Annotated in this window: 11 protein-coding genes; all 11 read right to left on the bottom strand. The window is 44.5% G+C overall.

Annotated features, from left to right (window positions below; genetic code table 11):
* Positions 1–77: 77 nt before the first annotated feature.
* Complete coding sequence (locus G5B06_RS11255; protein WP_173772066.1) at positions 78–2102, bottom strand: beta-galactosidase; 2025 nt, start codon at positions 2100–2102, stop codon at positions 78–80.
* 121 nt (positions 2103–2223) lie between these two features.
* Positions 2224–3054, bottom strand: coding sequence for a carbohydrate ABC transporter permease (locus tag G5B06_RS11250; RefSeq protein ID WP_173723223.1), 831 nt, complete (start codon positions 3052–3054; stop codon positions 2224–2226).
* Positions 3047–3946, bottom strand: a complete 900-nt coding sequence (locus G5B06_RS11245) for a carbohydrate ABC transporter permease (RefSeq protein ID WP_118071565.1) — start codon at positions 3944–3946, stop codon at positions 3047–3049. Before G5B06_RS11245 ends, G5B06_RS11250 begins: the two co-directional genes overlap by 8 nt.
* Positions 3947–4053: 107 nt before the next feature.
* On the bottom strand, positions 4054–5343 hold the full coding sequence (locus tag G5B06_RS11240) for an ABC transporter substrate-binding protein (RefSeq protein ID WP_173772065.1): 1290 nt from the start codon (positions 5341–5343) through the stop codon (positions 4054–4056).
* A gap of 321 nt (positions 5344–5664) precedes the next feature.
* Positions 5665–6177, bottom strand: coding sequence for a hypothetical protein (locus G5B06_RS11235; protein ID WP_148446768.1), 513 nt, complete (start codon positions 6175–6177; stop codon positions 5665–5667).
* A gap of 84 nt (positions 6178–6261) precedes the next feature.
* Positions 6262–7197: an AraC family transcriptional regulator gene (locus tag G5B06_RS11230; protein WP_243874509.1), complete on the bottom strand. Its 936-nt coding sequence runs from the start codon at positions 7195–7197 to the stop codon at positions 6262–6264.
* 197 nt (positions 7198–7394) lie between these two features.
* Positions 7395–8723 carry an MATE family efflux transporter gene (locus tag G5B06_RS11225; RefSeq protein ID WP_173761907.1) on the bottom strand — a complete coding sequence of 443 codons (1329 nt, stop codon included), beginning with the start codon at positions 8721–8723 and terminating at the stop codon, positions 7395–7397.
* Between the two features lie 11 nt (positions 8724–8734).
* Complete coding sequence (locus G5B06_RS11220) at positions 8735–9739, bottom strand: aldo/keto reductase (RefSeq protein ID WP_114001730.1); 1005 nt, start codon at positions 9737–9739, stop codon at positions 8735–8737.
* A gap of 267 nt (positions 9740–10006) precedes the next feature.
* Entirely contained in the window at positions 10007–11437 is a 1431-nt protein-coding gene (locus G5B06_RS11215; protein WP_173772073.1) for a DUF4179 domain-containing protein, read from the bottom strand.
* Positions 11437–11955 carry an RNA polymerase sigma factor gene (locus tag G5B06_RS11210; RefSeq protein WP_114001728.1) on the bottom strand — a complete coding sequence of 173 codons (519 nt, stop codon included), beginning with the start codon at positions 11953–11955 and terminating at the stop codon, positions 11437–11439. The genes G5B06_RS11215 and G5B06_RS11210 overlap by 1 nt, the downstream gene beginning before the upstream one ends.
* Before the next feature lie 217 nt (positions 11956–12172).
* Positions 12173–15301 (bottom strand): alpha-mannosidase, encoded by a 3129-nt coding sequence (locus tag G5B06_RS11205; RefSeq protein ID WP_173772064.1) that lies wholly within the window; start codon positions 15299–15301, stop codon positions 12173–12175.
* Positions 15302–15311 lie beyond the last annotated feature (10 nt).

Raw genomic sequence — 15311 nt, 5'->3', positions numbered from 1 at the left:
CTTACCTTCTCTTTCCCAGACAGCAGTAAAAAGCATACCGTCCGAAAGCAGATATGCTTTATACTTTTTTGCTGTGATTATTTTTTCCCCTTTAAGATTCTTGTAGTAAGCGGGGCCATAATTTCACTGTCCGATCCATAAAGGACTTCGTAACCTTCCGGAACAGAAACTGTTTCCGTTTTCTCCCCGAAATTCTGGATAAACAGATATTCCGTATCTTCATTTTCCCTGGTTGTCACAGAAACTCCTTCCGGTATAAACGTAAGCGGCATCTCCACACCGGCTTCTTCTGCTGCTCGTCCCAGGAAGTCCTCATAAAAGGCTGCTTCCATATCGGCTGCCACATAATAAACATGGCCTTTTCCATATTTTTTGTGAGTCAGCACCGGATAGCCCTGATAAAAATCTTTTCCGTAACGCATCAGCACTTCCGCATCGGAAACTTTTGCTAGCTCACAGAGATTTTTGCAGGTATAGCTTTCTGTAAGTTTGAGATGATTTCCGGTTTCCGGGATCCCGGTATTTTCTTCCCAGTCATAAAGTGCGTCGATCTCTTCGGTGCGGATGCCAGCTGCTTCCATAAGACCGTAAGGAGTTCCCTCAAGATAACATTTATCCGTCTCATCTACAAGTCCGGACCAGTAGGAAATCACCAGTGTACCGCCATTTTCCGCAAAAGTACGAAGCTTTTCGGCGTATCCATGATAGAACATATAAGCCATCGGCGCTGTAACCAGCTTGTAACCGGACAGGTCATGTTCCATACTGATGATATCGGTATTATAGCCTTTTCTTCGAAGTGCACGATACTGTTTCTGCACATTTTCCTGGTAATGCATATCTTCGTTTCGAGGTCCCTGAGCATCTTTCAGCGCCCAGTCATTTTCCCGGTCGTAGAGAACAGCCACTGGAGACTTGGTCACACTTCCCACAGTTTCCTGAATCTGCTCCAGTACCTCTCCTACCTCAGTCACTTCACGGAAAACTCTGGTATCATCGCCACCATAGTGATCGATCACCGCACCATGGAATTTCTCAGAAGCACCCTGGCTCTGGCGAAGCTGGAAATACAGAACGCTGTCGGAACCATGAGCAACTGCCTGCAGAGAAGCAGCCAGATGCATTCCCGGTTTTTTCAGTTTGTTGATCGGCTTCCAGTTGGTTGCGGAAGGACAGGATTCCATCAGAAGGAACGGCGCTTTTTTGATGCTTCGCATAAGGTCGTGCTGCATGGCTCCATCCACTGCTATGGTATAATTGTCTTTTTTATGCCAGCTTGGGTAATTATCCCAGGATGCGATATCCATAACATCCTTAAATTTCTTATAATCCAGTCCGTCGTAGTCATACATCAGGTTGGCAGTCGCAGGAAGATCTGAGCCGCCTGCCCGGATCGCAGAAATCTCATGTTTCATGAAATCTACAGTCCTGTCTGTAACAAAACGTTTCCAGTCCAGAGTCAGTGCATGAAGTGCATTTTCTCCTTTTGGTGACGGGCTTTCGATCTGGTCAAAACTGTTGTAGGTATGGCTCCAGAATGTTGTGCACCAGCTGGAATTCAGATTCTCAATGGTTCCATATTTCTCTTTCAGCCATTCCCGGAATTTTTCCTGGCACAGAGGACAGTGACATTCCCCGCCGTATTCATTGGAAATATGCCACAGGATCACTGCCGGATGTTTTCCGAAGCGTTCGGAAAGCTTCTTATTGATATTAAAAATCTTTTCACGGTATACAGGAGAAGTATAACAGTGGTTATGTCTTCCACCGAAAAATCTTCTTGTCCGATCCGGGTCCATACGGAGAACTTCCTCGTATTTATCTGCCATCCATTTCGGTCTGGCTCCGGATGGTGTGGAAAGGATCGTATAAATGCCTTCTTTATACAGATTGTTAATTACCGCTTCCAGCCAGTCAAAGTTATATTTCCCTTCTTCCGGCTCCAGTACAGCCCAGGAAAACATCCCCATGGAAACCGTGTTGATATGTGCTTTCTTAAAATATTCGATATCTTTTTTCAGAATGTCCGGTCTGTCCAGCCACTGCTCCGGGTTGTAATCGCCACCGTGCAGGAAATGGTCATATCTGATCTGCTTTGCCATTTTTTCTTTCTCCTTATATTTTTTATTATGACACTTTATAAAAAGGATGCTGTGTGATCCACTTGAAGCATATTATACAATACACCTACAGCTTTCGACAGCATCCTTTTAAATTTGAATCTTATTTAACAGCTCCGGTAATACCTTCTGCGAACTGTTTCTGTAATACGAAGAATACGATCATAGTCGGAATGGAACAGAATAATACACCACACATCAGCATGCCGTAATCCGTTACATATCCTGTGATCAGATTGGCGATCAACATCGGCATGGTCATCGCCTTGTTATCTGTCATGATTACCTTCGGCCACAGATAGGAATTCCATGCATTCATAAATGTGATAACCGCTGCCGCCGCATAAGTAGATTTCATAGTCGGGATAAACATCTGGAAAAAGATCCTTACCTCGCTTAATCCGTCAATACGTGCTGCCTCAATGATATCGATAGGAAATGCTCTGGCATTCTGACGGAACATCATGATCATAAATGGTGTGGAGATGATCGGGAGGATAAAACCTACCGCTGTATTTAAGAGTCCTGCTTTGGAAAACATCTTAAATAAAGGAACCATTGTTGCAACCTGCGGAACCATCATGGCAAGAAGCAGGATGGAAAACAGTCTGTCTTTCCATCTGTCATGATATACCTCAAAGCCATAACCTGCGATAGAACAGATCAGAAGGCAGATCACTGTAGTAAGAACTGCATAAAACAGAGAGTTTCCAAGAGCTCTCCACAGCGGCTGCTGTGCAGTCAGGTTTTTAAAGTTCTGCATAAAATATGTACCCGGAAGAATACGGCCTCTTGATACATCGGTGGATGTATTGGTTGCCGCAGAGATCATCCAGTACAGCGGAAATACAGAGATAAATGATACGATGATCAGAAAAATATATGTAGGGATCAATCTTCTCTGAATTGCAGATTTGTTCTTTTTCTCAGTCACGTGTATCACCTACTTTCAAGTTGATAAATGCCAGGATCGCTACCATGATAAATATGATAAATGACATTGCTGCCGCATATCCGAAGTTTGGCACATTGATAAAGCATGTATTATAAACATAATGGGACATTGTGATGGTAGTGTTCGCCGGGCCACCTTTTGTCAGGTTGACAGACTCGTCGAACAACTGCAGTGTACCATTGATTGACATGATAAATGTCATGATAATTGTCGGTTTCAGAAGTGGTACGGTAATTTTCCAGAAAGTCTTCCAGCCGTTGGCACCATCGATCTTTGCTGCCTCGTATACAGAATATTCAATATTCTGAAGTCCTGCAAGATAAAATACCATGTTATATCCAGTCCATCTCCAGATCAGCGCGATGATAATAACAATCTTTGCACTTGTGGAGTTTCCAAGGAAGTTATAACCGGTTGTTAAAATTCCAAGTTTGATCAGGATACTGTTGATCAGACCGTCTGTTGCAAACATGGAACGGAAGATCAGAGAATAAGATACCAGAGATGTCGCACATGGAAGGAATACACATGTACGGAAAAATCCTTTGAATTTCAGATCTTTGTTATTCAGAAGCTGTGCAAGCAGGATCGCAAGGATCAGCATGATCGGTACCTGAATAATAAGATATAAAAATGTGTTGACGATGGACTGCTGAAATACTTTATCCATCATGATACGTTTGTAGTTACTGAAGATCGGGTCCGCAAACCTCATGTTTGCTCCGGCACCTGTCTGTAAAGAAATGATAAATGCACGGATCATCGGATAAAAACTCATGACAGCGATCATGATGGTTGCAGGTGCCAGAAAGATCCAGCCTGCCGCTCTCTGTTTCGCTACCAGAGACATGCCACTTTTTTTGGAATTCACAGGAACTCCTCCTTTCAAACCTCTTAAGCCTTTACATAAGACAGAGGACTGCATGCAGTCCCCTGCTTCGTATTTACTTATTCATTTCAGAATGCAGCCTTCAGATTTTACTCTGTCATCTTGAATGCCAGTGTATCCTGTGCTTCCTGAAGTGCAGACTCTTTGTCTGCGCCGTTTACGATATTAACAACTGCTGTGTTGATGCACTCTCTTGCCTCATAGTGATACGGAGTCTTTGTGAATTCCGGAATGTGTGAAGAGTACTCTACAATTGTTGAGAAGATTGGCTGGTTGTTGAAGAACTCGCTTGGCTCGTTGTAAACGTCAGACTCACCAGCTGGCAGGTAGCAGGAGATTGCTCCTGTTTCCGTAAGGATCGCATCATAGAAATCTGTACTGGAACCAAATGTGCTTGCAAGGAAGTCCTCAGCAAGCTCTACGTTCTTGCAGTTGGATGTGATATACCAGGAAGAACCACCGTTGTTCGCATAGTTTGTAGCTGTGTCAACACCGTCAACTTTCGGCATTGTTGTGATCTGCCACAGACCCTTCTGATCCTCTGTTCCCATCAGTGTAGCTGTGATCCAGTTACCGTTAACGATACCTGCTGCCTCACCGCTTGTGATTGTGGAGATGTACTCATCCCAGTTGTTTACTAATTTAACAACATCGTTCTTTACAAGGTCTACATAAAGATCTACACATTTCTCAGCTACATCATTTCCTACAATGTAAGCTTCTCCATCCTCATTTACGAAGTTTGCTCCACAGGACTGGATCATCATCATCAGAGTATCGCCGCCTGTTGCCTCACTTGTAAGGAGGTATTTACCGGTTTTCTCATGAACATCTTTACCGATCTCCTCGAATTTACTCCATGTGATATCTGTAAGGTCATCGATGGTGTATCCTGCCTCTTCCAGGATATCGGTACGGTAGCAGGCGATTGTTGCACCATTATCAAATGGAACACCGTAATGTGTATCATCTACCATGGAGTAGGACTGTTTCAGTTTTCCAAAGTCATCCCAGTTGATGTCCATGTCTTTCAGATCTGTGAAAGCGTCCGGATAGCTCTTCAGATATTTCTGGTAGCTGTTGTCCTGCATCAGAACGATGTCCGGAAGTGTGCTGTAATCTCCGGCGTTTGCAGCTGTTGTAAGTTTCGTCTGGCAGTCATCGGAAGATGTCTCAACTACATCTACTTTAAATCCTTCATGATCCTTTGCATACTGCTCACCTGCAATGTTCATAGCCTTGATGTTAAAGTTCTGGTCCCATGCCCATACGGTCAGTGTATTGTCATCGTCACCTTTTGCATATACTGCTGTAGTTGTTGCAGCGAAAGACATTGCCATAATGCCTGTCATTAATACTGCGAGTAATTTTTTCTTCATTTACTTTTCCTCCTTTATTAAGCATTTCCCGTTTGCTTATGAATGGATTATAGCATCCGTATTCCGGCCATAGTTTGCAGAACCGTTCATATAATGTGCAATTTCAACCATTTTATTGTTTTTGCACTATTTCATGATTCAGGCACCTGCTTTTTTATGCATTTTGAGTGTTTTTCATTTTTCTCATTGGTCATCATGGCAAAGAAAAACCTTCTTTTTCGACATTCTGCGAATATTTTTCGCCAAAAAAGAAGGTTTTTGTTTCTATTTCATAAAATTCTACGTTATTTTTTATACATATTTCACAAACATTTTAACATATTATGCAAAATAGACCTTTTCCGGAAACTGTGTTTTCATCGTATGTAACATCTCCTCTGTCAGATCCAGAAGAAGTTTTATTTTCCGCCCGTCTTCCCGGATGATCATGGTATAGTATGGCACATCATCCTCATAGGAGGTATAATCGTATTTTTTCAGTTTCTCTGTACCGGAATTCTTTTTGTATTTTGCCACTTTTTCGTGATAGTGAGGTGCGGTCACTTCCATCTCCTCAAGGTTCAGCACATGTGCTGTTTTCCGGTATTTTTTGCCATAGATCACATCAATGGTCAGCTGGCCATTCTCCATGGTATATTCATAATCTCTCTGGCTGAAGATATCATATACAAAATAAAGCAGCGCCAGAAGAAATCCCGGGAGCATAAATGCCTGGGAGATGGTGATTCCCATCAGTACAAAAAGTACCGCAAAGATCACCATTACTTTTCTGAGAGCTCCTGACATATGTTTCTTTTTTCGGGAGACCTGCTCCACGATCCTGTAGTCGTACATTTTTCCCTCTTTCCATCTGTCTGATCCGACACACTACCCTGTATTTTTTCTGTTGTGCCAGATCCACAGATCTGTTTTTTTGTTCTACCAGCCTTCCTCTGAATGGATATCAAACTTAAGAAGCTGCTGTTCATAATTTTCTGGCCGTTTTCTCCACTCCAGAGGTGTCATCCCCATAACCTGGCGAAAGTTCCGGTTAAAAGTGGAATTAGTGGTAAAGCCGCACTTATGTGCCACATCCGCAATGGGCTGATCCGTCTTTTTCAGATAATCACAGGCCGCCTGGATCCGGATGGTATTGATGTATTCCAGCGGACTCATCTTCATGTAGGTCGTAAAGATCCGTCGCAGATGGGTTTCACTGATGTGACAGTATTCTGCCAGCTCATCGATCCGAAGATCCTCCATGTAATGATCGGAAATATAATCCTGGAATTTGGAGATCATATCCATGACTTTTCCTCTTCCCTCACTGTAGCGCTCTTCCCCCGAATCCCGGTTGATCCTTGCAATCTCCACAAGAAGCGATGCCAGGATCCCCTTGGCTTCTTCCAGATAAAACTCTTCTCCATTCCGCATGATATCTAGGATCTTCAGGATCTTATCCGCCATGGAACGGTTTTCTTTTTCATTCAGAAAAAGTGCTCTGGAGTTGATACGCTGAACGATCTTTTCCTTTTTCACGGAATTGTCAATAAATTTATTCAAAAATCCTTCCACGTCAATAAAAAGATACTCCCACCGACTGACAGTTCCAATGTCGCTGTTTGTGGTATGGGGATAATTGGGCGGGATCACTGTAAATTCCCGGTCATGAAACCGTACCTTATCTTCTCCAAGAATCAAGAACCCCTGACCTTCATAGCAGAAACCAATCTCCAGATAATTATGAAAATGAAGATAATCGATATCGTTTCCGTAATTCTGGATCCATTTCTGACCAAGCAATGCAAGAATCGGACTCCCTTCCGGCATTTTGTAATACCGGAGCTCCATTTTGGGTTTTCGTTTTTTTGCCAAAGATATTCCTCCGTATGTTTTCCTATGTCTGCATTTCAGGCGGATAAAAACGATCCGCGTTTAAGTCAAGTCTTTGTTATCTTACCGCTATCCGCCAAAAAAAGCAACCTGCTGAAAGCTCTGATCTGTTGATATCTGTGCATTCTGCCGATTGCTTTTTCATTTGTTTTCTCTTCTTGTTTATTGTTCTGTTCCGGTTATTCACCGATCACACGATAAGTTTTCCATTTTCCCTGGCGGAAACGGATCCAGAAGATCACTCCGCGGACCGTCCAGTCCAGACACATGGCCAGTGCGATCCCGATCACTCCCAGATCCAGGACAATTCCCAGCAATATAGATAATATCAGTCTCACGCCAATGGTTGTGAACAAAGAGATTCCCATGGTAAACATGGCGTCTCCTGCTGCCCGGAGGCCTTTTCCCAGAGGATCTGCAAATGGAAATACCACTGCATTGGCTATGTTATGGATCAGCACCAGATAGAGGATCATCTGCCCTGTCTGCCGGGAAACTGCAAAGATCTTTATAAGCAGTGGCGTTATCAGAAAGATCAGTGTATTCCAGGCGACTGAAATACAGACTGTCACTTTCGTTAATTTCCGAAAATAATATTCCGCCTGCCTGATATCTCCAGCTCCCATACACTGACCGATCACAGTAATAAATACCGGCCCCATGGTCACACTGATCAGTGCTGCCACACTCCAGATACTCTGAGAAATTCCGTTTGCCGCGATCTGGTAAGTACCAAACAGCGCAACCACACTGGAAAGTGCCACTTTTACAAACTGAAAGATCCCGCTTTCCACTCCATTGGGGATTGCAATAGAAAGCATTTTTTTCAGAAGTTCTCTGTTCCACTGAAAGATCCATCGGCCCACATAGCGAACTTCCTTTTCCCGGAAGCAAAGCAGTGTGATCACCACTGCTGAAAACGTTCTGGCGATCAGGGATGGATAAGCAACGCCTGCTACTCCTGCTCGGAAAACAAAAACTCCGATCAAATTTCCTGCCACATTGATCAGATTGGATACAATTGAGATCTTCATGGTCACACTTGTCTTTCCAATGCTTCTGTAGAGTGCGGTTCCTGCATTGTATATTCCCAGAGCCGGAAAAGAATATACGGAGATCCTGAGATATGTTTTACACGCTTCCATTACATCCGGTTCTACCTTGCCAAATAATCCCTTCAGAAGAGGGACTTTCCAGATCAGTACCGGAATTGAGATCACTACTGCAAATACAGTAGCTACCATCAGAAGCTGACTGGATGATTCCGATGCCATTTTCATATCCCGCCGGCCAATATACTGGCTGACTACAACTGCTCCTCCGGATGCAAGTGCCGTAAATAGGTTAATAAATATGGTATTAAATGAATTTACCAGGGACACTCCGGAAACTGCCGCCTCTCCCGCATAGCTGACAACCATTGTATCTGCCAGGCCTACCAGCATCAGAAGAAACTGCTCCATCAGGAGCGGAAGTATCATATCTTTTAACTGTTTATTGGAAAACATTTCGGCGCCTCTTATTTCTTCTCGTCCAGAAGGATCACACCCTCTGCCGGATTTTTGTCAATTGCACCTACGATGGGATGGGGAACGTACATCTCTTCCAGATATGCAATGTCTTCCGGAGAAAGTTTTACGTTCAGTGCATCTGCCGCATCATCCAGATATTCTGTTTTCGTGGCTCCGATGATCGGTGATGTTACTCCCTTTGCCCACTGCCATGCAATGGCGATCTGGGACATTTTGCAGTTATGTTTCTCAGCAAGTTCCTGAACCCGTTTTACGATCTTGATATCCTGCTGTTCCATACGGTCGTATTTTCCCACTGCAACGCGGTCTGTTTTTCCTCTGAGAGAATCAGACTTCCACTGCGGCCTTGCCAGATGCCCGGCTGCAAGAGGACTGTATGGCATCCGTGAAACATTCATCTGGTTGCAGATCGGGATCAGTTCTCTTTCATCTTCCCTGTAAAGAAGATTGTAATGGTTTTCCATTACGGAAAATGGTGTCCAGTTATTGTCCCTGGCTGCAAGCTGCATGTTGTAGAACTGATATCCGTACATGGCGGAAGCGCCCAGTGCGCGTACTTTACCTGCTTTTACCAGGTCATGGAGTGCTTCCATTGTTTCCTCGACAGGTGTCTCGTAATCAAATCTGTGGATGATATACAGATCCAGATAATCTGTTCCCAGACGTTTCAGACTTCCGTCGATCTCTCGCATAATGGCCTCTCTGGAAAGACGGCCCGGGTTAAAATAAACCTTGGACGCGATCACCACTTTATCTCTGGCTACGCTTTCTTTCAGAGCCCGTCCCAGATATTCTTCACTGGTTCCCTCGGAATATCCGTTGGCTGTATCAAAAAAATTAATTCCCAGATCCAGCGCATGGCGGATTACTTCTCCGCTCTGTTCTTCATCCAATGTCCATTTATGCATAGTGCCGGCCTTTCCAAAGCTCATGCATCCTACGCATAATTTTGATACTTCGATATCGGTGTTCCCAAGTTTTGCATATTCCATAATGAATCCCTCCCTGTATCATTGTGTGCGCTCCATATGTTGTACTTTTATTGTAAAGGATTCTTTGAATTATGTAAAATACCCAGTTTATATAGCTTTCCATGCCTTTCAGGCATTATCAGGTCAAGCGGATATTCGCAATCCGCTTCGCTACGTAGCTCTACACCAAATAACTGCTCCGCAGTTTATCAGGAGGAGCTTGCACTCCTCCTGATACAAGCAAGTCCCCACCCACTGCTTATTGCCTTTCGCAACCCCGCAGGGGACTTACTTGATTTGGTTAAAGTGCAGTGTTTTGTGATATTTCGCATGCTGATCCAGAAGATCACTCCATTTTTCACCTTCCGGTTTCTTCTCGTTATTGTTGTAATTTTCTTCTCCTTTCAGCTCATCCATATACTGCACGTAATCCAGGATATAAATATCAACGGTGGAAATATCTCTGTCCTGAATGGCAAAATTATTGCAGTTTCCATTGGACTCATTATATGGCAGCCTGTTTCCATTGGCATCCAGCGCAACCATGAAACAGTCGCTGTTGGAACCTTCCTCATAAAGTTCATTTACCGTCAGCTCATATGGAGTCCGGATCACGGACTTAAGACCGATTCCTGCCTCATTTGTCTCATTGATCTCCTGAACTTCCGTTTCTGAATCATCGACTGTTACCGGAATGTCAAAACTCCAGTCTCCTTCGAATTTATAATATCCCGCATCCGGATCATTCGGATCTGAAGCTTCATCCGGCCGCATTCCACGGATCTCACTGATACCCAGATGCATGTTAAACTTTTCCGGAATATCGATCTCTTTGATATAAGACTGAAGTGCGCCTCCTCTGACAGATATTTTTTCTATATATTCTCCAAGAAGTGCACTGCCTTCTTCTGTCTCATCATTTATGTCATCCAGGGTGATGCCCATTTCATCCCGTACCTGCTGGCACATTTCCTCGTATTTTTTATTGTATTCACTGTAGTCTTTTGTCGCCTCTGCAAGATCTACCCGAAGGATGCAGGCATATGTATTCTCATCCAGAAATTCTCCTTCCAGATTGCTGAGCATCACCCCATCGTCCACCGGCTTAAAATCCAGAAGTCTTGTTGAATACATTTCCATAGCAGGCTTCCCATCCAGTCCTTTTAACGTATCAGGAAATGGTTCCTCACTTTGAAACTGCATGGTCACATAGACAGCCTGGCTGTTTGCAAAAATCTCGGAGCAGGTGATGGTGAGGCCGCCGGATGTTTTTGTGTAGGTGGTGTCTGCGTTTGCATTATCTGATGCTGTATGATCCGTTGTTTGATCAGAGTTTCCATCTGCTGTTTTCGCTCCGGCAGATTTTTCTGTATCTTCCAGTGTCGTCGCATGATCTGCAAAATCTCCAAAGAAGCTTACTTTATCCTGTAATGTTTCAAAAAGACCTCCCACCACCGGGATATTCTTTGCCATGACCGGATTTGCCGCACAGAACAGAATACCTGCTGCCAGTACTGCTGCTGTTCCCGCCACGACCTTCCCGCCTGTTTTCATCCAGCGGAGGGCATTTTTATCATTCGTTTCTCTCTTTTGTACGGCAGTATTGTTCTCAATGTGATGATATGCCTGGTTTGCCCGTTCCCGCACAATCACCGGTATCTCTGTATCTTTCTGAAGTTTTTTCTGAAAATTTTTTTCATTATCATTTAATGTCATCATCAAACACGTCCCTCCCTGACCTTGTACTCGTACATCTTCGCAATCTGTTTTCTTCCGCGTTGAAGACGAGATTTCACTGTGCTTTCCTTCATATCCAGGATCTCACTGATCTCCCGGGTATTAAATCCTTCCATGTAGTACAGAAGAACGATCATCCGGTATTTCTCGTCCAGCGGTTCCAGCATCTGCGCCCATTCTGCCGAGGCATATTCCGCCTCATGGAAAGGCATCTCCGGCATCTCGTCTGTACAGATCATTCGATTTTTTCTCTGCAGGATGTCCTTGCATTTGTTGATCAGGATCCGTATCATCCATGTTTTGAAATACCTGTTATATTTCAGGCTTTTCAGATTTTCATAGCAGGAAAGGATGGTATCCTGGATGGCATCCGCAGCATCTTCGTCATTTTTCACATAGGAGATGGCAATCTTGTACATACTCTGCATCTGCTCATCCATAAGCCGGCAGAAAGCATCTTTGTCCCCTTTTTTCGCCTTTCGTATCAAAATCTCATTCATTGGTAATCTCCATTCTCCTGCACGGACCGGTCCTCAGGAAATGTTTTTTGAAAGCATTTGTTTCTGTGCTTCTGTTTATTAGACGTGGGAGGAGTGGGGATGGATGCAAAAAAATAAATATTTTCAGGTTCCTGTAATAAAAACGCCGGTAATCCTGAAGATATACCCAGAATTTCTGGTACATATCCAAAGATAAACCAGCGCCATATTTCAGTTATTATTTATTACTCAGAGTTGGAGTCACGCGGAAAGTTCGGATTTCATAAGGGCGTACCGTTACCTTAAGTTCTCCGGTCATTTCTTCTCCTGCCGGATTTTCCATCAGATCCGTCTCCTGCCAGGAGTCTACCGGAAAACCAAAATTTAGCGTTACCGGACCGCGCATGCCTGCATACTCGTGGAAACGGATGATCAGACTTTCAGAATCTTCTGCCTTCTTTATACAGTCGATGGCTACATGGTCTGTATCTGCCTTGCAAAAAGCAGGACGTACCTCTGCATCCACTGCACCTTCCACAGTCCAGAGCGGATTGTTCAGTCTCCAGGCTTCTTTCTGCACACCGGATTCCTGCCAGCTGCCACTGTGTGGATAAAGTGCATAGGTAAAATCATGGATTCCCTGATCTGCCGCATAATCCGGATGGATTCCACATTTGATCAGCGACATGCCAAGAACATGGCCCCTGGCACTGTAGCCATATTTGCAGTCGTTCATTAGGCTGACTCCGTATCCGGTTTCGGAATAATCCGCCCACTGATGGGCAACGGTTTCAAATTTTGCTATATCCCAGCTGGTATTCTCGTAGGTGGGACGTTTCACATTTCCGTACTGGATATCAAAAGTTGCCTCGCTGGTGCGGATATCCAAAGGAAAAAGAACTCTCAAAAGCTGCTGATGCTCATGCCAGTCTGCATGAGTGACAAAATCAATTCTGCGGTTATCATTGTAAAAGCGGATTTCCTGTGAGATCGTGGAATCCTGATAATTCCAATCCATTTTTACTTTTGTCATCAAAGAAGATTTTTCCACAGAAACCGTTTTCAGATCCTCTACCTCGTATCCTTTTTCCTGGTAATAGATATCAATATCCCAGGCATCGTACTTCATTGGACGGTCCTCATAAACCACCAGGTGGTTTCCTAATTCGCCTGCCTTCAGGATCTCACGGTCATTTTCCTTATCAAAAATGGAAGTCATACGGCCTTTTTCATCCCAGACAATATGATAAAATGGCGTGTCCAGTTCCCCGGTCCACTCTTCTGTGCAAAAACATTCCGCCCTGGTTCCAATTATAAGAGTCAGAGTTGTAAATCCGGCAGGCTCTATGCCAGAAACTTTTACAAGCCAGCCATCTTCCGTATATACAGCAGGCAGCTCTTTTCCATCTGCTGAAAACCAGCTTCCCTTTCTGCCCTCGTAAGTTTTTACTTTTACTGTTACAATTCCTTCACCTGCAAAACTGCTGTTATTTACTACAGTTACAATGGAATCTGATTCTCTTACCAGAACCTTCAGGGCATTTTTCTCGATCGTATCCAGGATTTCATTGGCTTTTGCATACTCTGCTGCGGAATCCTCGTATACCTCATGGATGGATGAACCAGGAATGATATCATGGAACTGGTTTCTGAGTGCGATCTTCCAGGCTTCCTGGAGCTCTTTTTCCGGATAGGAAGAAAAATCGCCGGTCTTTACAGCGGCCTCACTTACCAGCCACTCTGCCTCCCGCAGTTTCAGTTCTGTCTTCCGGTTGTTTTTCTTATTCCGTGCCTGAGAAGTGTAGGTTCCTCTGTGATATTCCAGATACAGCTCGCCATCCCAGGTTGGTACATGACGGTCTGTAGACGCAATGGTCTTCTGAAGATTTTCGAAATAATCATAGGCCGTTCCAGGAATTACTTCCGGAAGTCCTGGCATAGCCTTCAGATGGCGTCCCATCTCCAGCATATCACGGTTCACTCCGCCGCCTCCGTCTCCGTTTCCGTAAGCCAGAAGCAGATCCTTATTGATCTCTTTATCATGGTAAAGATCCCATACCCCTTTTACAGATGCCGGATCGATAAGCCCATTATATGTATAACCACCATCATCGCCAAAAGTCGGAGTGCTCATAAAGTGCGTCAGTACTTCGGAACCATCCACACCGATCCAGCGGAAAGTATCGTGAGGCATATGGTTGTACTGGTTCCAGCTAATCTTAATGGTCATAAAATTGTCAATTCCGGAACGCTTCAGGATCTGAGGCAGTGCCCAGCTGTAACCAAATACATCGGGAAGCCAAAGAACATTGGCCGTTACGCCGAACTCTTTTTTGAAAAAGCGCTGTCCGTTCAGGATCTGACGTACCAGAGCCTCACCGGAAGAAATGTTACAGTCAGCTTCTACCCACATCGCTCCGTTTGGTTCCCAGTTTCCGGTTTTTACGGCTTTCTGTATCCGTTTATAAATATCCGGATAATCCGTCTTAATATAATCATAAAGCTGTGGCTGGGACTGGACAAAGGTAAACTCCGGATACTGCTCCATCAAAGTGCACATCGTTGAAAAAGTGCGGGCTGCTTTTTCCCTGGTGTGTTTCAGCTGCCAGAGCCAGGCCACATCGATATGAGAATGGCCCACAGTATGGACTGTTACCGGGCTGGTCCACGAGATTCTGGAAACCTCCTTCTTCCAGACTTCCAGAGCTTTTTTCAGAGATCCATAAAAGGCATCAGAACCAGGCCTTCTCCAATCTATAGCCAGATGTGCACGATCCATAGCTGTCAGAAGATCTGTTCTTATGGAATCGTTCTCATCCAGCATACGCACAGTCTCAACAGCCGCTCTGCTGCTGTAATAAAAATCATCCGCAACCTCATCCAGAACGGCAAGCTCTGCCTGTTTGAACTGATGAGTCTGTTGTGTTGGTACTCCGCCGCCTTCCAGTCCTGCCCAGAGGCGGATAGCCAGCTCCACTTTCGTACCGGCAAGCTCTGAAGGAAAGATCACTTCTTCATGATAGGAGCCGGTTTCGCAGTATGGCGAACCATTGACGTAGATCAGTCCCTCGAACCCGGAATTCAGGCCCTCGCCGGTTTTTCCCATATTAAAAAGCCCGGCGATCTTTTTCCCCGCCCATTCCGCCGGGATCTCTACGGACTGTCGGATCCACAGATAAGTGCCTCTTCCGATCCAGAAATCACCTTTTTTCAGAGTTCCCGTGTAGACCACGCTTTCCGGCCGTTTTCCCACCGGCTCCTCCTCCTGCGTGCTCGCGTCAAATGACGGGATCTCCATCCGTTCTCTGTAACGGAGATCTTTTAACTGTTTTGTGTTTCTTTCCAGTTTTTCCAGTGTAAAAAACATTTGCTACATT

Origin of the sequence: Blautia luti (assembly GCF_013304735.1) — a bacterium.
Taxonomy (GTDB): domain Bacteria; phylum Bacillota; class Clostridia; order Lachnospirales; family Lachnospiraceae; genus Blautia_A.
Note: the sequence above shows the minus strand (reverse complement) of the source record. Positions and strands in the feature narration are given on the sequence as shown.